This is a genomic window from Streptosporangium sp. NPDC002524 (genome assembly GCF_040295985.1).
Lineage (GTDB): Bacteria > Actinomycetota > Actinomycetes > Streptosporangiales > Streptosporangiaceae > Streptosporangium.
Genome location: NZ_JBEOWK010000003.1, coordinates 335,953 through 358,540 on the forward strand (window position 1 = coordinate 335,953; position 22,588 = coordinate 358,540).

General features: G+C 71.0%; 17 protein-coding genes. 8 read left to right on the forward strand and 9 right to left on the reverse strand.

Annotation, left to right across the window (positions count from 1 at the left end; genetic code table 11):
- Positions 1-13: 13 nt before the first annotated feature.
- Complete coding sequence (locus tag ABT053_RS06465; protein WP_350967846.1) at positions 14-1,513, forward strand: TldD/PmbA family protein; 1,500 nt, start codon at positions 14-16, stop codon at positions 1,511-1,513.
- 74 nt (positions 1,514-1,587) lie between these two features.
- On the forward strand, positions 1,588-2,955 hold the full coding sequence (locus ABT053_RS06470) for a metallopeptidase TldD-related protein (protein ID WP_350967847.1): 1,368 nt from the start codon (positions 1,588-1,590) through the stop codon (positions 2,953-2,955).
- A gap of 212 nt (positions 2,956-3,167) precedes the next feature.
- Here ABT053_RS06470 and ABT053_RS06475 read toward each other — a convergent pair whose 3' ends face one another.
- Both ABT053_RS06475 and ABT053_RS06480 read right to left on the reverse strand, forming a co-directional pair.
- Complete coding sequence (locus ABT053_RS06475; protein WP_350967848.1) at positions 3,168-4,313, reverse strand: carcinine hydrolase/isopenicillin-N N-acyltransferase family protein; 1,146 nt, start codon at positions 4,311-4,313, stop codon at positions 3,168-3,170.
- 60 nt (positions 4,314-4,373) lie between these two features.
- Positions 4,374-4,586 (reverse strand): dodecin, encoded by a 213-nt coding sequence (locus ABT053_RS06480; protein ID WP_350947691.1) that lies wholly within the window; start codon positions 4,584-4,586, stop codon positions 4,374-4,376.
- Between the two features lie 99 nt (positions 4,587-4,685).
- On the opposite strand from ABT053_RS06480, the gene ABT053_RS06485 reads away from it, so the two are divergent.
- Complete coding sequence (locus ABT053_RS06485) at positions 4,686-4,973, forward strand: DUF3099 domain-containing protein (protein ID WP_350967849.1); 288 nt, start codon at positions 4,686-4,688, stop codon at positions 4,971-4,973.
- 195 nt (positions 4,974-5,168) lie between these two features.
- Here the strand turns inward: ABT053_RS06485 and ABT053_RS06490 are convergent, their stop codons facing one another.
- From ABT053_RS06490 to ABT053_RS06505, 4 genes are all read right to left on the reverse strand, one after another.
- Complete coding sequence (locus ABT053_RS06490; RefSeq protein ID WP_350967973.1) at positions 5,169-5,420, reverse strand: DUF6457 domain-containing protein; 252 nt, start codon at positions 5,418-5,420, stop codon at positions 5,169-5,171.
- A gap of 2 nt (positions 5,421-5,422) precedes the next feature.
- Positions 5,423-6,100 carry a molybdenum cofactor guanylyltransferase gene (mobA, locus tag ABT053_RS06495; protein ID WP_350967850.1) on the reverse strand — a complete coding sequence of 226 codons (678 nt, stop codon included), beginning with the start codon at positions 6,098-6,100 and terminating at the stop codon, positions 5,423-5,425.
- Between the two features lie 32 nt (positions 6,101-6,132).
- On the reverse strand, positions 6,133-7,122 hold the full coding sequence (gene moaA / locus ABT053_RS06500) for a GTP 3',8-cyclase MoaA (protein ID WP_350967851.1): 990 nt from the start codon (positions 7,120-7,122) through the stop codon (positions 6,133-6,135).
- Positions 7,123-7,287: 165 nt separating this feature from the next.
- Positions 7,288-8,475, reverse strand: a complete 1,188-nt coding sequence (locus ABT053_RS06505) for an RtcB family protein (RefSeq protein WP_350967852.1) — start codon at positions 8,473-8,475, stop codon at positions 7,288-7,290.
- 708 nt (positions 8,476-9,183) lie between these two features.
- On the opposite strand from ABT053_RS06505, the gene ABT053_RS06510 reads away from it, so the two are divergent.
- Complete coding sequence (locus tag ABT053_RS06510) at positions 9,184-9,531, forward strand: Pepco domain-containing protein (protein ID WP_350967853.1); 348 nt, start codon at positions 9,184-9,186, stop codon at positions 9,529-9,531.
- Between the two features lie 34 nt (positions 9,532-9,565).
- On the forward strand, positions 9,566-14,635 hold the full coding sequence (locus tag ABT053_RS06515) for a wHTH domain-containing protein (RefSeq protein ID WP_350967854.1): 5,070 nt from the start codon (positions 9,566-9,568) through the stop codon (positions 14,633-14,635).
- A 174-nt stretch (positions 14,636-14,809) separates the two neighbouring features.
- Here the strand turns inward: ABT053_RS06515 and ABT053_RS06520 are convergent, their stop codons facing one another.
- Positions 14,810-15,679 (reverse strand): UbiA family prenyltransferase, encoded by an 870-nt coding sequence (locus ABT053_RS06520; protein ID WP_350967855.1) that lies wholly within the window; start codon positions 15,677-15,679, stop codon positions 14,810-14,812.
- A 360-nt stretch (positions 15,680-16,039) separates the two neighbouring features.
- Here ABT053_RS06520 and ABT053_RS06525 point away from each other — a divergent pair, with 360 nt between their 5' ends.
- Genes ABT053_RS06525 through ABT053_RS06535 form a run of 3 tightly spaced genes read left to right on the forward strand, consistent with a single transcriptional unit; the run spans position 16,040 to position 19,060 of the window.
- A complete protein-coding gene (locus ABT053_RS06525) occupies positions 16,040-17,455 on the forward strand; it encodes a type III polyketide synthase (protein ID WP_350967856.1) in 1,416 nt (471 codons plus the stop codon).
- Positions 17,456-17,462: 7 nt separating this feature from the next.
- The gene (locus ABT053_RS06530) at positions 17,463-18,050 is read left to right on the forward strand and encodes an isoprenylcysteine carboxyl methyltransferase family protein (protein WP_350967857.1); all 588 of its coding nucleotides are present in this window, start codon (positions 17,463-17,465) and stop codon (positions 18,048-18,050) included.
- Positions 18,047-19,060, forward strand: a complete 1,014-nt coding sequence (locus ABT053_RS06535; RefSeq protein WP_350967858.1) for an NAD(P)/FAD-dependent oxidoreductase — start codon at positions 18,047-18,049, stop codon at positions 19,058-19,060. The genes ABT053_RS06530 and ABT053_RS06535 overlap by 4 nt, the downstream gene beginning before the upstream one ends.
- Before the next feature lie 152 nt (positions 19,061-19,212).
- On the opposite strand, the gene ABT053_RS06540 is transcribed toward ABT053_RS06535, so the two are convergent.
- Positions 19,213-20,100 (reverse strand): hypothetical protein, encoded by an 888-nt coding sequence (locus ABT053_RS06540; RefSeq protein ID WP_350967859.1) that lies wholly within the window; start codon positions 20,098-20,100, stop codon positions 19,213-19,215.
- 431 nt (positions 20,101-20,531) lie between these two features.
- A complete protein-coding gene (locus ABT053_RS06545; protein ID WP_350967860.1) occupies positions 20,532-22,556 on the reverse strand; it encodes a beta-galactosidase in 2,025 nt (674 codons plus the stop codon).
- Between the last annotated feature and the right edge of the window lie 32 nt (positions 22,557-22,588).

The following is a 22,588-nucleotide window of genomic DNA, read 5'->3' on the forward strand; positions in this document are numbered from 1 at the left end:
TAGGATCGTTGACATGCGCCAGATCGACTCCGACTTCCTCGCCCTGCCTCTGCGCCGGCTGGCGGACGCGGCCCTGCAGCGCGCCCGTGACCTGGGCGCCGAGCACGCCGACTTCCGGCTGGAGCGCATCCGCGGGGAGACCCTGCGTCTCTCCGACGCCGCGCTGGAAGGTTCCATCGACGCCGACACCCTCGGTTACGCCGTACGGGTGGTGAAGAACGGCACCTGGGGCTTCGCGGCGGGCATCGAGCTCACCCCCGAGGCGGCCGCCGGGGTCGCCGAGCAGGCGGTGGAGGTGGCGGTCGTCTCCGCGGCGGTCAACCGCGAGCCCGTCGAGCTCGCCCCCGAGGCGGTGCACTCCGACGTCACCTGGATCTCCTCCTACGAGGTCGACCCGTTCGAGGTGCCGATGCGCGACAAGGCGGCGCTGCTCGCCGACTGGTCGGGCGGCCTGCTGAGGGACCCCGGGGTGGACCACGTGCAGGCGTCGCTGACGCAGGTGAAGGAGCAGAAGTTCTACGCCGACACGGCCGGGACCGTCACCACGCAGCAGCGGGTGCGCGTCCATCCCCGGCTGAACGCGACGAGGGTGCTGGAGGGCCGCTTCGACTCGATGCGGACGCTCGCCCCGCCCGTCGGCCGGGGGTACGAATACCTCACCGGCACCGGCTGGGACTTCCCCAAGGAGCTGGCGCGCATCCCCGAGCTGCTGGAGGAGAAGCTCCGGGCCCCCTCCGTCGAGGCGGGGGTGTACGACCTGGTGGTCGACCCGTCGAACCTGTGGCTGACGATCCACGAGTCGATCGGGCACGCCACCGAGCTCGACCGGGCCCTCGGTTACGAGGCGGCGTACGCCGGGACGAGCTTCGCCACCTTCGACCAGCTCGGCAAGCTGGTGTACGGCTCGCCGGCGATGAACGTGACCGGTGACCGCACCGTCGAGCACGGCCTGTCCACGATCGGCTACGACGACGAGGGGGTGGCGACCAGGGAGTTCGACATCGTCTCCGACGGCGTCCTGGTCGGCTACCAGCTCGACCGGCGGATGGCGCTGCTGAAGGGCCTGGGCGCCTCCAACGGCTGCGCCTTCGCCGACTCCCCCGGTCACACCCCGATCCAGCGGATGGCCAACGTGTCGCTGCGCCCGGCGCCCGGCGGCCCCACCACCGAGGAGCTGATCTCCGGCGTCGACCGGGGCATCTACGTGGTCGGCGACAAGAGCTGGTCCATCGACATGCAGAGATACAACTTCCAGTTCACCGGAGAGCGGTTCTACCTGATCGAGAACGGCAGGCTCGCCGGGCAGTTGCGCGACGTCGCCTACCAGGCCACGACGACCGACTTCTGGCGTTCGATGGCGGCGGTCGGCGGGCCGCAGACGTACGTGCTGGGCGGGGCGTTCAACTGCGGCAAGGGGCAGCCGGGACAGGTCGCGCCGGTGAGCCACGGCTGCCCGTCGGCGCTCTTCCGCGGCGTGCGCATCCTCAACACGGTCCAGGAGAGTGGCAGTTGAGCACGCGCGGCGAGCGGACGGAAGCACGGGCGGAAGAGGGCGACGGCCGGGCGGTCCGGCGGGAAGGGAACAGGATGACCCCCCAGGAGATGATCGAGAGGGTCCTGGAGCTCTCCACGGCCGACGACAACGTCGTGATCGTGGACGAGACGTCGAGCGCCAACCTGCGCTTCGCGGGCAACACCCTCACCACCAACGGCGTGTCCCGTTCCGCGCAGCTGACCGTGATCTCCATCGTGGGCCGCGGCGTGGGCGTGGTGTCGCGGGCGGCGGTCCGTCCCGGCCAGCTCGACGACGTCGTGGCCGCCGCCGACCACGCCGCCGAGGACGCGCGGCCGTCCGAGGACGCCCGGCCGCTGCTGGAGGGCGTCCGCTCCGACGGCTGGGACGCCCCCGCGGAGACGACCTCGATCGGGGTGTTCGGCGCCTTCGCCCCCGCCCTGGGCGAGACCTTCGCCACGGCCGAGGCGGGCGGGCGCAGGCTGTACGGTTTCGCCGAGCACACCGTCACGACAACCTTCGTGGGCACCTCGACCGGCGCCCGGCTGCGGCACACCCAGCCCACCGGCCGCCTGGAGCTCAACGCCAAGTCCCCCGACATGCGACGCTCGGCGTGGACCGGCGTGTCCACCCGCGACTTCTCCGACGTCGACGTGGCGGCCCTGGACGCCTCGCTGGCCCAGCGCCTGGAGTGGGCGAGGAACCGCGTCGAGCTGCCCGCGGGCCGGTACGAGACGCTGCTGCCGCCGACGGCCGTGGCCGACCTGATGACGTACCTCTACTGGACGACCGGGGCGCGTGACGCCCTGGAGGGGCGCACGGTCTTCTCCAGGCCCGGGGGCGGCACCCGCGTCGGCGACGTCCTGTCCGAGCTGCCGGTCCGCCTGTACGGCGACCCCTCGGCGCCGGGGATCGAGTGCCCGCCGTTCGTGGTGGCGCACGCCTCCGGCCGGGAGAACTCGGTGTTCGACAACGGGCTGCCGCTCGCACCCACCGACTGGATCTCCGGCGGCAGGCTGGCCAACCTGATACAGACCCGGCACTCGGCCGAGCTGACCGGCCTGCCGGTGACCCCGGCCGTCGACAACCTGATCATGCGGGGGCCCGAGGGCGGGCGGTCGCTGGAGGAGATGATCGCCTCCACCGAGCGTGGACTGCTGCTCACCTGCCTGTGGTACATCCGCGAGGTCGACCCGCAGACGCTGCTGCTCACCGGGCTGACCCGCGACGGCGTCTACCTGGTGGAGAACGGCGAGGTCGTCGGCGAGGTGAACAACTTCCGCTTCAACGAGAGCCCGGTGGACCTGCTCCGGCGCCTCACCGAGATCGGCGCCTCCGAGCAGACCCTGCCGCGCGAGTGGAGCGACTACTTCAACCGCGCGATCATGCCCCCGATCCGGGTGCCCGACTTCAACATGTCGACGGTGAGCCAGGCCAACTAGGTCCTCCCAGATCTCCGTCCGGTGGGAGCCGTCCGGCGCCGGGCGAGCGGGATGGTGCGCACCGCGCCCGTCTCCTCCGCCCGGCCGGACGCCTACGCCGGACGAGCGGGTTTGGTGTCCGCGCCCGTCTCCTCCGCCCGGCGAGAGCCGTTCAGCGCCGAACGAGCGGGATGTGCGTACCGCGCTCGTCTCCTCTGCCCGGTGAGAGCCGTTCAGCGCTGGACGAGGGGGATGGTGTGCACCGTGTTCCAGCGCTGGCCCGCCACCACGCGGGCGGTGGCGTCGGTGAGGTCGTACACGACCGACCAGCGGGTGTGCGGCTGGGCCACCCGCCGGAGCAGGCCCATCGCGCCCTGCCAGTCGCGGGTGGCGGGCAGCCCCTCGGCGAGCGTGCGGTAGCGGTGGTCGGCCCGGCGCTGCGCGGCGGAGGTGCCCGTCATGCCGAAGTTGGTGAGCATGCGGTCGTCGATGACGTTGAGCCTGCCCCCGGCGTACTCCACGACGGCCGACCCGCCCGCCGCGTCGGCGATGAGGTAGTGGACCTGCGGCCCGATCGTGAAGTCGACGTCGTAGCGGCGCATGATCGCCAGCGCCTCGTCCACGGTCGCCGCCTTGTCGAGCATCATCCTGATGATGCGCACGCTGCCGACGTCGGGGCGGTCGGGAGAGCGGTCGGGCAGCCCTCCCTCGGGGGAGGTGGCCATCCCGATCGCCAGGCCCTTCTCGTTGACCCCGTCGTAGGGGGCGAGCACCGCGTGGGCCATCCTGCGGCGGTCGGGCGCGGCGGACAGGTCCGGCGGGGCGGAGCCTCCGATCAGGTGGAACAGGTCGACGACCGAGACCGAGGCGTAGCCGTCGGGCGGGTCGGCGTGCACGATCAGCGCCGGGTTGGGGTCCCAGTCGAAGTTGCGGCCGAACAGCGGCCGGTCGCCGCCGAGGGCGAACAGGGAGCAGGCCCAGCCGTCGGCGCGTCCCGCCAGCTCCTCCTCCCCCAGGGGCGCCTCGCGGTCGTACGACCCGTGGTAGGTCATCTCGTACAGCGGCAGGTCGTCGATCTTGCGGATACTGCCTATCGTCCGCGCGACGTCGGCGGCGCTCTGGCGCAGCAGGGGTTCCTCCTCCGTTCCGGCACGCGGCCCGGCACCGGTGGCGGTGACGGCAGGGGTGGGGGTGGTTCGCGAGACGGCCTCGGTGGCGCCCGCCGCTCCCGGGGCGGGCCCGGCGGGCGGGCCGCCCGCCGGGGTGGCGCATCCGGCCGGGAGGAGCACCGCCGCGGCCAGCGCGGCACGTGCCACCGCCCCCACCGCCCCCGCCGCGCCCCGCGGCCTTCCCGCCCTCGCGACCCGGGTCTCTTCCATCCCCGTAGTCTGCGTCACCGGGCATCCGCCGTACAGGCTCAGAACAGGCTCAGTACGGGCTCAGTCGTCCTCCAGGCGGAAGCCGATCTTCATGCCGACCTGGAAGTGGGCGATCTCCCCCTCCTCGATGTGCCCCCTGATCTCGGTCACCTCGAACCAGTCGAGATGGCGGAGGGTCCGGGAGGCGCGGCGGACCCCGTTACGGACGGCGGCCTCGATGCTCTCCCCCGAAGTGCCGACTATCTCGGTCACCCGATACGTTCGATCTGTCATCCCCTGCTTCTTCCCGGAAAGCCACGATTACATGACCGTTCGCACCCAGCCGATATGAGGCCTAGATTGGGAATCGTGAGGGGATGGCGCAGGCGCCCGGTGGTCCATCAGGTGACGGACGCCCAGCCCTCGCTCAGCGCCGACATCGGCAAGCGCGAGAAGAGCTACTTCATCAAGATGGGGATCCGGCTGATCTGCCTGGTCCTCGCCTTCACGGTGCCCGCTCCGATGCCCGTGCGGCTGTTACTCTTCGCCGGGGCGATCTTTTTGCCATACATTGCCGTGATCGGGGCCAACGCTCCGCCGCGCGGGGTTCCGCATGCCCCTGACGTGGAAGATTCCGGACAAAACGAGATTCCACGCCATCGACGCGAGATCGGGTCGTGACTAAGTCTTGACGCACCCCAAGGGTAGTAGGTGTACGCTTTAGCCAAGTGCCCTGGTCCCCCGTCGGGGCACTGTTGCCGGCGTTCCGGGCCCCCGTCGGAACGCCGATGAAGCGACGCCGGGTGGTTTGCCCCCGTAACCACCCGGCGTCGCCCTTTTCTCAGACTTTTACACTAAAGCGTCTTACTTTTGGCACTATTTGTCGCCCAGTGTCTCGGTCGTCGCCTGCTCCCAGTTGCGCGCCAGCGTAGTCAGCCTCTCCACAGCGTCCGGCGGGGCCGTGCCCGCCCCCTGGGCCAGGCCGAGCAGATAGGCCGTGAGCGGCGCGGCCGGTCTCGCCACCCCGTGCGCGACCTCCTTGGTCAGGTCCAGCACCTCGTCGCGGTCCACCAGCGCGGGATCGACACCCAGCTCCCGGCAGACCAGCGCGGTCCACTCCGTCAGCACGTTCAACTCTCGCTCCTTGTCCGCGGTCGCGCCCGTCCCGCGCCGTCGCCGCTCTCGCGGCCCTCGCCGGAACCCACGCCTCCGCCGTCGGAGCCCGGCTCCACCGTCCGGGCCCGCTGTAGATCGTCCATGGTGTCGCAATCGAACCACGGCCGCCCGGTGAGATGAAGCGCGATCGGGGAGAGCGGGGCGAGCAGCCCGTGCAGCGATCGCCCCTCGTAGCGGGCGAGCGCCCGCGCCAGGCTCTCCGCGTGCCACACCCCGGCGAGCCACTGCTCGCGCCCGCCGTCGTCGAGGAGCACCGCCCCCGCCCGGGGCCCGCCCGTCCCTCCGATACGCGTCCCGGCCCCCGCGGCGTCCAGCAGCGCGTCCACGTGCCCGGCGGTCAGGAACGGGAGGTCGGCGGCGAGCAGCGCCACCCACGGCGCGGTCACCTCGGCCAGGCCCGCCCGCAGCGCCGGTACGGGGCCTCCTCCGGGCGGGTCCTCACGCCGGAAGATCGCGCCCGGCAGGCCGGGGCGGGGCGGCCCGACGACGATCAGCCGCGCCGCGCCGGGCACGGCGGCGGCGACCGACTCGACCAGCGGGCGGCCGGAGACGCGCAGGCCGGGCTTGTCGCGCCCGCCGAGCCTTCGCGCGAGACCGCCCGCCAGGATGCAGGCGTCGTGGCGAGCGGTCATCGGGCACCTCCGGGTCTCTCCGGGCTGGGACCTCAGCCCCCGATGGCGGACATCGGGCGGGACGGCTGCAGGAAGGTCGGGTCGTCGATGCCGTGACCGGCCTTCTTGATGCGTACCGCGGACCGCCAGCGCTCGGCGATCTCGTCGTCGCCCGCGCCCGCGCGCATCGCGGCCCTCAGGTCGGACTCGTCGGTGGCGAACAGGCAGTTGCGGATCTGGCCGTCGGCGGTGAGCCGTACCCGGTCGCAGGCGCCGCAGAACGGCCGGGTGACCGAGCCGATCACCCCCACCCTGGCCGGGCCGCCCTCGACGAGGAACAGCTCGGCCGGGGCGCTGCCGCGCTCCGCCGCGTCGGCGTCGGCGAGGTCGAAGTCGGCCTTGAGCGTCGCGAGGATCTCGTCAGCCGTGATCATGTTCTCCCGGCGCCAGCCGTGCTGGGCGTCCAGCGGCATCTGCTCGATGAACCGGAGCTCGTAGCCCCGCTCCAGGCAGTAGCGGAGCAGCGGCACGGCCTCGTGGTCGTTGATCCCGCGCATCAGCACCGTGTTGACCTTGACCGGGCGCAGCCCGGCGGCGTCGGCCGCCTCCAGCCCCTGGAGGACGTCAGTGAGGCGGTCGCGGTGGGCGAGCTTTTTGAAGGTCTCGCGGTCGAGGGTGTCGAGGGAGACGTTGACCCGGTGCAGACCGGCGGCGGCGAGGGAGGCGGCCATCCGGCTCAGCCCGATCCCGTTGGTGGTCAGCGAGACCTGCGGGACGGGGTCGAGCGCGGTGGTGCGGGTCACGATGTCGAGCAGCTCGCGGCGGAGCAGGGGCTCGCCGCCGGTGTAGCGGACCTCGGTGATGCCGAGCCGCTCCACCCCGATGGTGACCAGCCTGACGATCTCGTCGGCGGTCAGCAGCTCGGGTTTCGGCAGCCATTCGAGGCCTTCGGGCGGCATGCAGTAGGAGCAGCGCAGGTTGCAGCGATCGGTGAGCGACACCCGCAGGTCAGTCGCCACGCGGCCGAACGAGTCCTGCAGCACGGGACGCCACCTCCCAGTCGGTCACCTGTTGGAACAGGGGGCCAGCCTACGGCCAGCCCCCCGCCCAGCCCTAAGCAGGCCTCATTGTTCCAACATCACCACGAGACGGTTGATTCCTGACGTACCGATCCCGTACGCCCGGCCCGGCCGGCCCGCCCCCTGCCGTCAGCCCTTGACGCAGACCAGTTGCCGCAGGTGGGCGACGACCTCGACCAGGTCGGCCTGCGCCGCCATGACCGACCGGATGTCCTTGTACGCGCCGGGAATCTCGTCGATCACCCCGGTGTCCTTGCGGCACTCGACACCGGCGGTCTGCTCCTTGAGGTCGGCCAGGGTGAAGGTCTTCTTCGCCTTGCTCCGGCTCATCCGGCGGCCCGCGCCGTGCGAGGCCGAGTTGAACGCGGCGGTGTTCCCCAGGCCCTTCACGATGTAGGTGCCGGTCGCCATCGAACCGGGGATGATGCCGAACTCCCCCGATCCCGCGCGGATTGCGCCCTTGCGGGTGACGAGCACGTCCACCCCGTCGTAGCTCTCCTCCGCCACGTAGTTGTGGTGGCAGGAGATCGGCCGCTCGAAGGTGATGCCCGCCAGGTGGCGCCGGAGCACGTCGCAGACCAGGGCCATCATGACCGCACGGTTGCGCCGCGCGTAGTCCTGCGCCCAGAACAGGTCACGCCGGTAGGCGTCCATCTGCGGGGTGCCGCCGACGAACACCGCGAGGTTGCGGTCGGGCAGGTCCTGGTTGTGCGGCAGGTGCTGGGCCTGGCCGATGTGGTGCTCGGCCAGCTCCTTGCCGATGTTGCGCGATCCGGAGTGCAGCACCACCCAGACCGTGCCCTCGTCGTCGGCGCACACCTCCAGGAAGTGGTTGCCCCCGCCCAGGGTGCCCATCTGCACCTCGGCGCGCTCCCGCCTCGCGCGCACCGCCGGGGCCAGCGTGTCGAAGTCCTTCCAGAACCCCGCCCAGTCGGCGGTCTTGAACCCGTGCAGCCTGGTGGGGTCGACGGGCCGCTTGTGGTGCCCGAACCCGACGGGGATCGCCTGCTCCAGCTTCGAGCGCAGGTATGCCAGGTTGTCGGGAAGGCTCTCCACCTTGAAGGAGGTCTTCACCGCGGTCATCCCGCACCCGATGTCGACCCCGACCGCCGCCGGCGAGACCGCGTCGCGCATCGCGATGACCGACCCCACGGTCGCGCCCATCCCGTGATGCACGTCCGGCATCACCGCGACTCCCTGCACCCACGGCAGATTCGCCACGTTGCGCAGCTGCTGCATCACGTTCGGCTCGACCTCGCCGGGGTCGGCCCACATGCGGATCGGCGCACGCCCGCCCATCACCTCGTTGTACGACATCCCCACATCGCCTCCTCCCGGTCACATCCCGAACGCGATCAATGAGGCCAGAAAGGCCGGCCACCCCGCAACTCAATAACCATTGATTCACAGCCCCGTACGGGACACCGGGGCGGCCCGGCGACGGCGTGAGAGGCGAATCGTGGTGCCGCCGTGACGCCGTGACGCCGTGGCGCTCACGCCGGGCGGCCGCTCCACGATCGATCCGTGACTTCGGGCACGGGAAGTCTTGGGACGGCGGGCGAAGGCGAGGAGAAGACCTCGGCGCACCGGCCGGCGATGACCGGGATCCGGCCGTACCGGCGGGTTGCGCGAGGGGAGGGGCGTGCGGATCCGCTTCAGTCCGGCGTGGTGCGGTCTTGTACGGCCTGCACGATCTCACTCGCGGTGATTTACATTTAGAAAAAATCCGACATTCTTACCTCATGCCCCAAAAGTTGTTTTATACCTTTTTATTGCCATATATAGGGCCACTCGCGGATACCGGCATACGAAACGCATCACAAGTTGGCGCGGCAAGAACGAAACTCCCATGATCAGAGAAAGTGCGACGACCCTCATTTAGGGCGGTCCGAAACTCCGGTTTCGGTATATTCATTCATGCGGTTGGGTTTCGGGCGCTACTACTGATAGAAACTTCCACAACACGAGGCGTTTCCGACGGAACGGTAACGCTACGATGTAAGCCCACCTTGATGAGGAAATTTCATGTTCGATGCCGCCGCCGAGATTTCTCCGGCGACCCTCCCCTTCCTCGTGTCCATCGACGATACGGACAGCGCTCCCGCCTCCGGCGGGGATATGGGGATCTTCAGCCGGGAAAGCGCCGAGCCGTCACTGCGCCGGATTCCGATAGCGGTCCTGCAGGACAGTCTCCGGAAAACCGTGGGAGGTCTGCGGGAACTGTTCGACGAAATCGCCGAGAGCGGCGGCCGGATGCCGCTGAAGCAGGCCCAGATTTCCTTCGAGGTGACCGCGAGCGGAGGAATAGCGCTCATCGGCACATCAGCGCAGCTCGCCGGTAAGGGTGCGATCACGCTCACCTTCGGCGAGTAGGCATCCGGACATGACAAACCGGTTTCGTGCCCTCTTGATCGGAGTTCCCGCCTATACCGACGACGCGATCACCGATCTGCCCTTCATCGAGAATGATCTCGCCGAGATCGCCACGGTGCTGCGGGGGTCCGGCTACGACGTCGAGATTCACGAGATCGGCCGTACCGACGGCGGCAGCATAGACACCGCGATAGAGCTTTTCATCGCCGACGCCGCTCCCGGGCAGACCCTGCTGATCTATCTCAGCGGGCACGGCGTGCATAACAGGGGCATGGACTATCTCGTTCCTTCGGGTGCGATGACTCGGTCGCGCAACTTTCCCTCCCGGTGCGTGGCGATCGACTTCGAAGCCTACGTCGAGCCCAGCCACGCCGGAGACGTCGTTGTTTTCGTGGACGCGTGCCGCGAAGGAATCGACCTGCGCGAGATGGGCACCGTGAACGCCGCGAGCTGGTCCTCCCGAAAGGTCGAGCAGACCGCCTCAAGGCGTTTCGCCTATGTCTACGCCTGCTCCGCGGGAGAGCGCGCACGCTACACGACGACCGGGGCGACGACGTTCAGCCTCTTCTCCCGGGCGCTGAGCGAGGCGATAGCCGACGAAGGCCTGCCGGGAACCCTGGCCGGGATCGAGACGGCGGTTCAGACCACCCTCGACAGCCTCACCTCGGAGCATCAGTTACCTTGGCAGCGGGTCAGAATCCTCACGGCGGCCGACAAAGACGATTTTCTCGTTCTCTCGAGGCCAGACCACACCGGCACCGGGAGGCGGGGCGAACACCCCTGGGTGACCGTCGCCGGAGAGCACGTCGTCTGGGAGCAGGTGCGCGAAGGCCCCGGTGTCGACGCTCTTCGGGAGGCGACCGTTCATCTGGTGGGCCATCTGGCCGAGGCATGGACACGGGACAGCAGATCACTGAACGCGGACCCGTGGCGGGACAGCGGTTTCGCCGAGCGGATGAGCTCCAAGATCCGCTGGTTGCTGTTGAACGTGCTGAACCCGGACAAGCTCGCGCTTTCGCCGGCGGAGGCGGCCCTGCTGGTCGCATGCCCGTTCTTATACGAAACGTTCTGGGCGCGCCAGACGGCCGGGAAATCCCATGTCAACCCAGCGGTCCCCACCTTCCACGACAGTTCGGGGGATCGAGGCCGCTTCGAGCACTTCATGACCGGATACGGTCGCTTGTTGCGCCGCGCCAAACGGGTGGCCGACTCCGGCGACCTGGCCGCACAAGCGGGCATCGGCTGGTGGCTTTTCCACCGCTGGTTGACCCGCCAGCCTGATCTTTACCGAACGGATCATCTCACCGACCTGCTCCCCCCGGAGGTGGCGGACGCCCACGGGCTCATCGGTGACGTGTTCGCCTCGGAGCGCGTCATCGAGATGCTGCGAGCCCTGCGGGCGGACGCGTCGTTCGTCGCCCGCACCGATCGAGAGACGGCGCTACGCCCGAGCCGGCAGATCGCCGGCTCCACCGATGACGAGCAGGCGGTACGGGAACGGCTGATCAGCTACTTACTGGCCGCCGCCTATCTGTTCGCGATAAACCCCAGGGCACTGCCCGAGGTCGTCGTGGACCACCTCGGAATCAGCTACGCGGTCGACCTCCAAGACCTCGTCACCACGATCGCCAAGGCGACCTGGGAAGCGAGGGGCCGCACCCGCGTGCTGGAGGCGCGTTGCACCCATCCCGCCGTCGACCTCGCTCTACGCGAGCAGGCCTCCGCCATGGACGCTCTGCTCGCCGAGATCGACACCGTCGCGGGCGACGACAGCACACTGGCCCCCCTGGCGGACATGCCCACCCACGCGACGGCCGACCGGGTGCGCGCGGCGCGTACCACGGACGGTAAACGCGCTTACGACTCGCCGGGATTCCGATTCCGACTGGCGGACGACCGGGTCCAGGAACTCCTGATGGGCTCGCAACTCTACGGAGACCCGGCGCTCGCGGTCCGCGAGCTTTACCAGAACGCGCTCGACGCGTGCCGCTACCGCGATGCGCGGACATCGTATCTGACGGCAAAAGGAAGACGACCGCCGGCCTGGACGGGACAGATCACCTTTTCACAGGGAACGGACGAGCACGGCAGGGAGTATCTTGACTGCACCGACAACGGCATCGGTATGGGAATGCGGGAACTGGTCGAGGTCTTCTCCCACGCCGGAGTCAGTTTCGCCGACCTGCCCGAATACATCGAGGAACAAGCCGAGTGGAAAACCGAAGACATAGAGCTCTACCCCAACGGCCGGTTCGGCATCGGAGTTCTCAGCTATTTCATGCTCGCCGATGACATAACCGTCACCACCTGCCGGCTGGACCGCGCGGGGCGTCCCACCAACATTCTCGAAGTGCACATCGCGGGGCCGGGGGCCCTGTTCCGAGTGCGTGACCTCGGCCCGGGAGGGCACTCCTTCACCACGGTGCGTCTTCATCTGCGCGCCATGGACAAGCCGCTGTCCTGCGTCGATCTGCTACGCCGCATCCTGTGGATCGCGGACTACGCGGTGGAGGCCACCGACGCGACGGGAACGCAGGAATGGGAGGCATGCCGGCTGTCCGAAGTGGCGCCGATCGGATCCGAGGACCCTCTCTCCGGGGACGTCGAGCGCCACTCAGACCCGATAGACGGCACCTCGACCCCGCAGGTCTGGTGGTGTGACGGTGAGGGCGCGATCCTGGCCGACGGCCTCTGGGCCGGCACCCAGCTGTTCGGCGCCATCGTCAATCTCACAGGCCCCAACATGCCGCAACTCACCGTGGACCGGAAAAGGATACTGTCCTACAACGAAGCGGAAACCGCTCTTCTGCTTCGTCGCGCCGTTCCCTCGCTGGTGGCCAACGGGTCCCGGGTCCTCACCCATGCCTGGCTTTCGGGACTCGCGGTCAGGAATCTCGCCCTCGCCGACGAAATCATCGAGGCGGCGATTCGGGAAAACTACCACCCCTGGATCATCGGTCACAGAGAAACCGACATCGCGGTCGTGGGCTGCTTCCCCCGAGACCTTGGACTCTTTGGAAGAGAGTCATTGAACACGAACAGAAACAACTTGATGTCGACGTCGGCAAAAATCTTCGATTGGCGCTTCCTCGCATGGGCGAGAAGTGGCCAATTCCAAGGAATATCCGTATCGCCGGCATTGGAAATTCCAGTCGCACTGCCGTCCGATGAGGTAATTCTACGGGAAATAACGGATGATCAAGGGGCCTCCCTGACGCACATCGTCATCGCGGCCGCTGCCACCGACCGTCCCCCGGCCGACGTCGCCATCCGCCTCACCGCCCTCGGCCTCACCACCCCCGACCCCTCCACCCTCCCCAACCACGCCAACCGCGACGACCGCACCCTGCTCAGCGCCGACCTCGACGGTCAAAGCCCCTGGCTCGACCCCACCCATCCGATATCTCTCCAACACATCGTCGTCGCAGCCGCGATCACCAACCGTTCCCCGGCCGACGTCGCGACCCGGCTCACTGCCCTCGGCTTCACCACCCCCACCCCCTCCACCCTCCCCAACCAGCCCGACCGCGACGACCGCACCCTGCTCAGCCAACACCTCAACGGCCAAAGCCCCTGGCTCGACCCCACCCAGCCCATCCCCCTCGGACACATCGTCGCCGCAGCCACCACCACCAACCGTCCTCCGGCCGACATCGCCACCCGGCTCACCACCCTCGGCCTCACCACCCCCGACCCCTCCACCCTCCCCAACCAGCCCGACCGCGACGACCGCACCCTGCTCAGCACCGACCTCGACGGCCAAAGCCCCTGGCTCGACCCCACCCAGCCCATCCCCCTCGGACACATCGTCGCCGCAGCCGCGATCACCAACCGTTCCCCGGCCGACGTCGCGACCCGGCTCACCGCCCTCGGCTTCACCACCCCCACCCCCTCCACCCTCCCCAACCAGCCCGACCGCGACGACCGCACCCTGCTCAGCCAACACCTCAACAGCCGAAACCCCTGGCTCGACCCCACCCAGCCCATCCCCCTCGGACACATCGTCACCGCAGCCGCGATCACCAACCGTCCCCCGGCCGACATCGCCACCCGGCTCACCACCCTCGGCTTCACCACCCCCTCCGCCCTCCCCAAACGCATCAACCGCGACGACCGCACCCTGCTCAGCACCGACCTCGACGGCCAAGGCCCCTGGCTCGACCCCACCAAACCGACATCTCTCCAGCACATCATCACCGCAGCCGCCACCACCGACCGTCCCCCGGCCGACGTCGCGACCCGGCTCACCACCCTCGGCTTCACCACCCCCTCCGCCCTCCCCAAACGCATCAACCGCGACGACCGCACCCTGCTCAGCCAACACCTCAACGGTCAAAGCCCCTGGCTCGACCCCACCCAGCCCATCCCCCTTCAGCACATCGTCGCCGCAGCCGCCACCACCAACCGTCCCCCGGCCGACATCGCCACCCGGCTCACCACCCTCGGCTTCACCACCCCCGACCCCTCCACCCTCCCCAACCAGCCCGACCGCGACGACCGCACCCTGCTCAGCCAAAACCTCAACGGTCAAAGCCCCTGGCTCGACCCCACCAAACCGATATCTCTCCAGCACATCGTCGCCGCAGCCGCCACCACCAACCGTCCCCCGGCCGACATCGCCACCCGGCTCACCACCCTCGGCTTCACCACCCCCGACCCCTCCACCCTCCCCAACCGCCTCGACCACGACGACCGCACCCTGCTCAGCCAAAACCTCAACGGCCGACGTCCTTGGCTCGACCCCACCCAGCCCATCCCCCTTCAGCACATCGTCGCCGCAGCCGCCACCACCAACCGTCCCCCGGCCGACATCGCCACTCGGCTCACCGCCCTAGGCTTCACCACCCCCGACCCCTCCACCCTCCCCAACCAGCCCGACCGCGACGACCGCACCCTGCTCAGCGCCGACCTCGACGGCCAAAGCCCCTGGCTCGACCCCACCCAGCCCATCCCCCTCGGACACATCGTCACCGCAGCCGCCACCACCAACCGCTCCCCGGCCGACATCGCAACCCGGCTCACCACCCTCGGGTTCCGTCATTCCGATCTCATCAAGATCGATCACACCGGCACGCGTTCCCTCCCAGCTGACGATCGCCACTGACAACGATCGTTTCGAGCGGAAGAAGCGGCGTCTCGTCGCGGTGCCGACGTCACATGATCAGGGGGTCAACGGACTGGCGCTACAGGCGACAGTCCCAGTCGAGCACGCCCGCGCGCAGGTCGCCGGTGAGGTCGCGGACGTAGTCGAGTGGTGCCGGTGGCGTCCCCCGGCCGTTCAGGGGACGGTGATGGCGGTGCCGCGGGCCAGGAGCAGGATGACGTCGACCGCGGCGACGGCGATCGCCGCGGCGAAGGGGACGCGCGACGAGCCCCGGCCCAGTGCCAGCCCTCCGGCGGTGAAGGCCCCCGCCGCCGCCAGGGCGGCCCAGCCTCCCGCGCCCGGCGGCCCCGGGGGGCCGAGGACGAGCAGGGTCGTCGCGGCCAGCAGGGGCAGCGGGATCAGGAGGCGGACGCGGGCGGTGCCGAGCCGCTGCGGCCAGCCGCGGACCCCGCCCGCGAGGTCCGCGGGGATGTCGGGAAGCACGTTGGCCAGGTGCGCCCCGCAGCCGAGCAGCGCCGCGGCCGTCACCGCCCACCAGGCGGGCCACGGATGCCCCGGCAGGCCCAGGGTCACGAACCCCGGCAGCGAGCCGAACCCCACCGCGTACGGCAGCCAGGACAGCGCGGTCGCCTTGAGCCCCAGGTCGTAGGCCCACGCCGCGGCGACGCCGGCCAGGTGGACGGCACCCGCGGCGGGACCGGAGGCCAGCGAGAGCGGCACGCACAGCGCCAGGACCGCGAGGGCGGCGATCCACACCGTACGGACGCCCACCGCGCCGGAGGCGACGGGCTTGCCGGTGCGGCCCGCGGCGGTGTCGCGCGCGGCGTCCACCGCGTCGTTGCACCAGCCGATCGAGAGCTGTCCCGCCAGCACGGCCGCGGCCACCAGGGCGCACCCGGCCGCGTCGCGCCCGCTCGCGACGGCCAGCGCGGTCACCAGGACGGTGACCGCCACGGTCGGCCCCGGGTGACAGGCGAGCAGCAGTCCCCGTACGGCCCGGAGCGACGGCCCGGGTCCCAGGCGCGATGGCCGGCTCGTCGTCACGGGTCGATCGTAGGCGGGAACCTCGCGGAGCGCGGGCCCCCTCGCGGGCTCCCTCGTGAACCGGATCGAGAGCCGGATCGCGGGCCCCGCCTTCCGGCCGCCCGCCTCACGGGGTGAGAGCCGGCTCTCTCCTGGCCTTCACCAGGTCAGAACGCAGCTCTCTCCCAGACTTCACGAGGCTCTCACGGATTCCACGAGGTCGGAAGGCGGGTCTCGCGTGGACCTCGCGGAGGCTGGGCACGGTTCTCGTGCGGGCCGGAAGGCCTTGGCGGGCGGGCATGGAGGGCTTCTTGACGCATGCCGCACGCGGCAGATGGGCAAAAGGGAGGTGTCCGCTGTTCGCGAGCCGGGAGTTACCAGATGACGCGAATCGTCGCTGTCCGCGGCGCACTCCCGCCGAACCACCACTCCCAGGCAGAGATCACCGACGCGTTCGCGCGAGCGTGCCTTCCCAAGGGGGCCAGCCGCCTGCTGCTCGACAGGCTGCACGCCTCCGCGCGGGTGGAGTCACGGCACCTGACGCTGCCGCTGGAACGGTACGCCAAGCTGGACGGCTTCGGCGCGGCCAACGACGCCTTCGTGGAGACGGCCGTGGAGCTGGGCGTCGAGGCGGTGGGCGGGGCGCTGCAGGACGCGGGAGTCCTCCCCGAGGACGTGGACATGATCCTCTTCACCTCGGTGACCGGTGTCGCCGCGCCCTCGGTGGACGCCAGGCTGGCCGGGCGGCTCGGGCTGCGCCCCGACGTCAAGCGGATACCGGTCTTCGGCCTGGGATGTGTCGCGGGGGCGGCCGGGATCGCCCGTCTCCACGACTATCTGCGCGGCTGGCCGGACCATCTCGCGGTGCTGCTCTCGGTCGAGCTGTGCTCGCTCACCCTGCAGCGCGGTGACGCCTCCATCGCCAACATGGTGGCGAGCGCCCTGTTCGGCGACGGGGCGACGGCCGTGGTGGCCCGCGGCGACGAGTGGCGGCCACGGCGTACCGCGTCCACCGGATCCTCCGCGTCCACAGCGGCCTTTCGCGCCGCCGGGGCGAACGGCGCGTCCGCGACGACCCGGCCCGCGGGACCCGCGGGGTCCCCTCCGGCAGATCCGGCAGGTCCGTCGGATGCGATGGATCCGGCGGATGCGGCGGATCCGGTGAACACGACGAACGGGTCGTCCGCCGCGCATCACCGGCTTCCCCTCTCCGGAACCTCTGGAACCTCCGGGTCCTTCGCGTCCCCGGCGCCTTCGGGAGCCGCGTGGTCCTCCCCCGCGACCGGCGCGCCCGTGACGCACCTGCGGCTCCCCGAACCGGTGGGGGCGCTCGATGTCCCGGAGGCGCCGGTCGCGACGACGGGGCCGACGGTGGTGGCCTCGCGCAGCCACCTGTATCCGGGATCCGAGCACGTGATGGGCTGGCACGTCGGCGACACCGGCTTCCGGGTGGTGCTCGACGCGAGCGTTCCCGAGGTGGTGCGCACCTACCTGGCGGACGACGTGCACGGCTTCCTGGGCGACCACGGCCTGAGGGTCGAGGACGTGACCGCCTGGGTCTGCCACCCGGGCGGCCCGAAGGTGCTGGAGGCGGTGGCGGAGACGCTGCGGCTTCCCGAGGGCGCGCTGGACCTCACCTGGCGCTCGCTCGCGGCGATCGGGAACCTGTCCTCCTCCTCCGTCCTGCACGTCCTGCGGGATACGCTCGCCCTGCGGCCACCGCCGCCGGGCACACCGGGACTCCTCCTCGCGATGGGGCCGGGCTTCTGCTCCGAACTCGTACTGCTGCGCTGGTAGGAGCCCGATGTCCTGGCATCTGTCGTCCTGGTACCTGCTGCTCGTGCTGCTCGTCGGCCTGGAGCGGGTCGCCGAGCTCGTCGTCGCGCGCCGCAACGCGCGCTGGAGCATGGCGCGCGGCGGGGTGTTGTCCGGGCAGGGGCACTACCCGTGGATGGTCGTCCTGCACACCGGCCTGCTCGCCGGATGCCTGATCGAGGCGGGCCTGGCCGACCGGCCCTTCGTGCCCGTGCTCGGCTGGCCGATGCTCGTCCTGGTGGTCGCCGCGCAGGGTCTGCGCTGGTGGTGCATCACCGCGCTGGGCCCGCAGTGGAACACCCAGGTCATCGTCGTACCCGGTATGCCGACGGTGGAGCGCGGCCCCTACCGGCTGCGGTGGCTGCGCCACCCCAACTACGTCGCGGTGGCCGTCGAGGGGGCGGCGCTTCCCCTGGTGCACACCGCGTGGGTCACCGCGCTGGTGTTCACCGTGCTGAACGCCGCGCTGATGGTGGTACGGATCCGCTGCGAGAACGACGCCCTGGCCTCGCTCGTCACGACGCCGCCCGCGCCTCCCGCCGGCGCGCCGCCGTCCACCGGCGGGGCGTCGGCGTGATCGACGTCCTGATCGCGGGCGGGGGGCCGGCGGGGCTGGCCACCGCGATCCACGCCGCGCTGGCCGGGATGGAGGCGGTCGTCGTCGAGCCCAGGGCCGTACCCGTGGACAAGGCGTGCGGCGAGGGGCTGATGCCCAGCGGGATCGCCGCCCTGGGGTCGCTGGGGGTGCGGGTCGAGGGCAGGCCGCTGCGCGGCATCCGCTACCTGGACAGCCGGTACGCGGTGGAGGCGGCGTTCCGCGACGGGTCGGGCCTGGGGGTGCGGCGGACCGCGCTGCACGCCGCGCTCGCCCGGCGGGCGCGGGAGCTGGGCGTGGAGGTCGTGCCCGGCAAGGTGGACGGCGTGCGGCAGGACGGCCGCGGGGTCGAGGCGGCCGGGCTGCGGGCCCGCTGGCTGGTCGCCGCGGACGGCCTGCACTCCCCGCTGCGCGCCCTGCTCGGGCTGGAGCTGCCGGATCGTGGGCCGCGCAGGTACGGGCTGCGGCGGCACTACCCGGTCGCGCCGTGGACGGACTTCGTCGAGGTTCACTGGGCCGCGGACGGCGAGGCGTACGTGACGCCGGTGGGCGAGAACCTGGTGGGCGTCGCCGTGCTGAGCTCGCGGCGACGCGGCTACCCGGAGCACTTAGCGGACTTCCCCGCGCTCCTGGAACGGCTGGAGGGACCGGCCGCGACCCCGGTGCGCGGCGCGGGGCCGCTGCGCCAGCGGGTACGCGCCCGGGTGGCCGGGCGGGTGCTGCTCGTCGGTGACGCGGCCGGCTACGTCGACGCGCTCACCGGGGAGGGGGTGTCGCTCGCGCTGACGTCCGCGCGGCTGCTGGTCGACTGCCTGCGGGCCGGTACGCCGGGGTCGTACGAGGCGGCCTGGCTGCGGCTGTCGCGGCGGCACCGGCTGCTCACCGGGGCGCTGGTGGGCACCCGCCGGTACTGGACGGCGGGACGGCTGATCGTCCCGGCCGCCCGGCGGATGCCCTCCCTGTTCGGCGCGGCTGTACACGCCCTGGCCTGACCTGATCCTGGCCTGACCCGATTCTGGTCGGGGGGGCTCGGCCTGGCCTGGTCGGGTTGGCTCGGCCTGGTCGTGCTCGGTATGGCCTGCCTCGCCAACCCGCCGGAGCTTCGTCTTGGGCCGGCCGGTCGGCGATCGGCGGGAGACGCCGGCTAGCGCGTCACCTGGTGGACGATGCCCAGCCTGGGCGCGTAGTGGCTGGTGCCCTGGAAGCGGATCCGCCACTCACCGCCCGTGCGGTCGCCCACGGTCCGGGCGAAGCGTCCGTGGGAGTCGGTCGTGGCGCCGGCCACCTTCGTCCATCCGGCCTTCTCCCCCGGCCGGTGCAGGATCTCGACGGGCTGGCCGGGGAAGGGCGCGTAGTCGAGGGCCCCCTGCGGGTCGACCCGGTTCAGCACGCCCGTCACCCGCACGCCCGAGTTCCCCCTGACGGCCTCCACCCCGCCGAACCTGGTCAGGCGCTTCAGCAGGAAACCCGTGTGCCCGGTGACCTCGGCGCCGTCCGCGCCCCTGGCGGTCACGGAGACCGTCCACGGCCCCGCCGGGTACCAGCGGCTCAGGCTCTTCTCCGGGGCGAACCGCCAGGTCACCCAGCCCTCCCCCGGGCGGGAGACGATCCTGCCCGCCGTCGCCTCGGCCGCGCCGGGAGCGAGGCGAGCGGTCGATATCGGGCCAGGTGCGAGGCGGGCGGTCACTATCGGGCCGGGTGCGGGTCCGGGCGCGAGGGCCGGTCCCCGTTCGGGCGCCGGGCGTCCGGGCGCCCCGGGGCGGGGCGCGGTGACGGGGAAGGACGGGCCCGCCGAGGCGGGAGGCGCACCGGGCTCGACCTTGATCCTCACCCCCTCGGGGCCGGTGACGCCCCTGGCCACCACCTCTATCACCATGCGTACGGAGTCGGCGGGGCCGACCACGGGGGTGGCGGGGTGCAGGGTCACCGAGCGGATCGTCAGGTCCTCGACGGCCGCGGCCGGGGCTCCGGCCGGTACCGGCAGGGTCACTGCCCCGGCCGCCAGGGATGCGAGAAGGACTCTCATCGTCATGATCAGGACGCTAGGAGGCCGCCGGTAACAAGCAGGTAGAGGACACACGCCCCGTTGGGCAAAGCGAGGGCCGTCCACCGGGAAAAGCCCCGGGATCCGGCCGCTCCCGGCCACCGACGACAAAGCCGGGGGTGGGTGAGACTTGAGTCCGGCCGCTCCCCTGCCACCGACAGCGGAGCCGGGGGTGAGTGAGACCCGGGTTCGGCCGTTTCCCGGCCACCGACAGCGGAGCCGAGGGTGAGTGAGACCCGGGTCCGGCCGTTTCCCGGCCACCGACGACGAAGCCGAGCGCGGACCAGACCCCGGCCCGGCCGTTTCCCGGCCACCGACGACAAAGCCGGGGGCAGATCAGACCCCCGGCCCGGTCGCTCCCCTTGCTCCCCTCTGGTGGGATCGGTGTGCCAGCCGGATGCCGGGGCGCCCGGACGCGTTCACAACCCTCGCTGGATGACGGCCGCGCCGAGAGGGGGGAGGGTGACCTCCTCGCCGGCCGGCGTACCGGTGAGCAGGTCCCGGCCGCCGCCCGGGAGGTGGACGGCGGCGGCGCGGGCGGCGTCGTGGTTGAGCAGGAAGAGGTACTCGTGCTCCGCGTCCTCGCGTACCGCGCACTCGACGTGGGCGGGGACGTCGGCGAAGCGGCTCTCCACCCCGGCCGCCTCGACCTCGCCGAGCAGTACGGCGTCGAAGGCGGACTCCTCCAGGAGGGTGGCGAGGTAAACGACCCGGCCGGAGCCGTAGTCGTTGGCGACGACCGCGGCGCGTCCTTCGAGCAGGCCGTCGGCGTAGGTCGCCAGGGCGACGCCGTTCTCCAGGTGGAGGTCCTCGCGCCACCAGTCCGCGGTCGCGGTGCGCCCGTCGGCGAACCTGACGGTGAACCGCTCCCCCGGGCGCGCGGGCCAGTACTCGTCGATCCTGGCGCCGATGAGGTGGCGGAAGGCGCCGGGGTAGCCGCCGGGACGGACGCGGTTGCACTCGTCCACCACGCCGGAGAAGAAGGAGACGACGACGGTCCCGCCGGAGCGGGCGAACGCGGTGACGGCCGCCACCCCCCGGTCGTCGACGAGGTAGGCGTTGGGGACGACCAGCACCCTGTACGGTGCGAGGTCGCTGTGCGGGGACACGACGTCGACGGCGTGGTGGTGCTCCCACAGCGGCCTGTAGTGGCGCATGACGGTGTCGGCGTAACCAAAGTCGTTGCGGGGCAGCCCGGCGACCTCCTCCAGCCCCCACCAGCAGTTCCAGTCGAACAGTACGGCGATCTCGGCACGCGAGGTCGTGCCCGCGACGGGCGACAGCAGCCCGGCCTCGCGGCCGAGGTCGGCGACCTCGCGGAAGGTGCGCGAGCCGGGCCCGGAGTGCGGCAGCATCGCGGAGTGGAAGCGTTCCTGCCCGCCCCGGGAGGCGCGCCACTGGAAGAACATGACCGAGTCGGCGCCGCGGGCCACCGCCTGGAGCGAGCCGAGCCTCATCCGTCCCGGCTCCTTGACGACGTTGAGCCTCCACTGGCTCACCGCGCTCGCCGCCTGTTCCATGAGCAGCCACGGCTGCCCGCCCTTGAGCGAGCGGAACAGGTCGAACTGGAAGGCCGCGGGCACGTGCGAGTCCGGCTGGGCGGGGTCGGGGTAGATGTCCAGTGCCGCGGCGTCCTCCTCGGGAGCCCACCTCCAGTAGTCGGCGTGGCGGTAGAAGCGCATGAAGTTGGTCAGCACCGGGAGGTCGTCGCGGAAGGAGCGGACGATGTCCCGTTCGGCGACGTAGCACTCCAGGAGCGCGTCGGAGGTGAAGCGCTTGAAGTCCAGGATGCGGCCGGGGTTCATCCAGGCGCGCGGCACGTCCGGCACCTCGATCTGGTCCCAGCCGGTGTAGACCTGGCCCCAGAACCGGGTCGTCCACGCCTCGTTGAGGGTGCCGAGGTCGCCGTACCTGCGTTCCAGCCACCGCCGGAAGCCGGCCGAGCTCGCCTCGTTGTACGCCGTGGGCCCGTACTCGTTGCCGATGTGCCACATGGCCAGCGCGGGGTGGGAGGAGTAGCGCTCGGCGAGCCTGGTGGTGATGCCCGCCGCGTACCGGCGGTAGATCGGGGACGAGGGGTCGTAGTGCAGGCGGTTCCCGAAGCCGAACGTCTCGCCGTCCGCCATGACCGGGAGGACCTCGGGATGCCTCCGCCCGAGCCACACGGGCGGTGCCGCCGTGGGGGTGGCCAGGTCGACGCTGATCCCGGCGTCGTGCAGGAGGTCCATGACCTCGTCCATCCAGCCGAACTCGTACCTTCCCGGCTCCGGTTCGAGCGAGGCCCAGGCGAAGACGCCGAGCGTGACGAGGTTGACGCCGGCCTGCCGCATGAGCCGTACGTCCTCCCGCCAGACGCCGGGGTCCCACTGCTCCGGGTTGTAGTCGCCGCCGAACGCCAGGCCGCCGAGGCGTTTCCTGAGGCCGTCCATCCGCGTGTTCCTCATGTGAGCTCCCGTGTCGATGCCGCCGCGCCGCG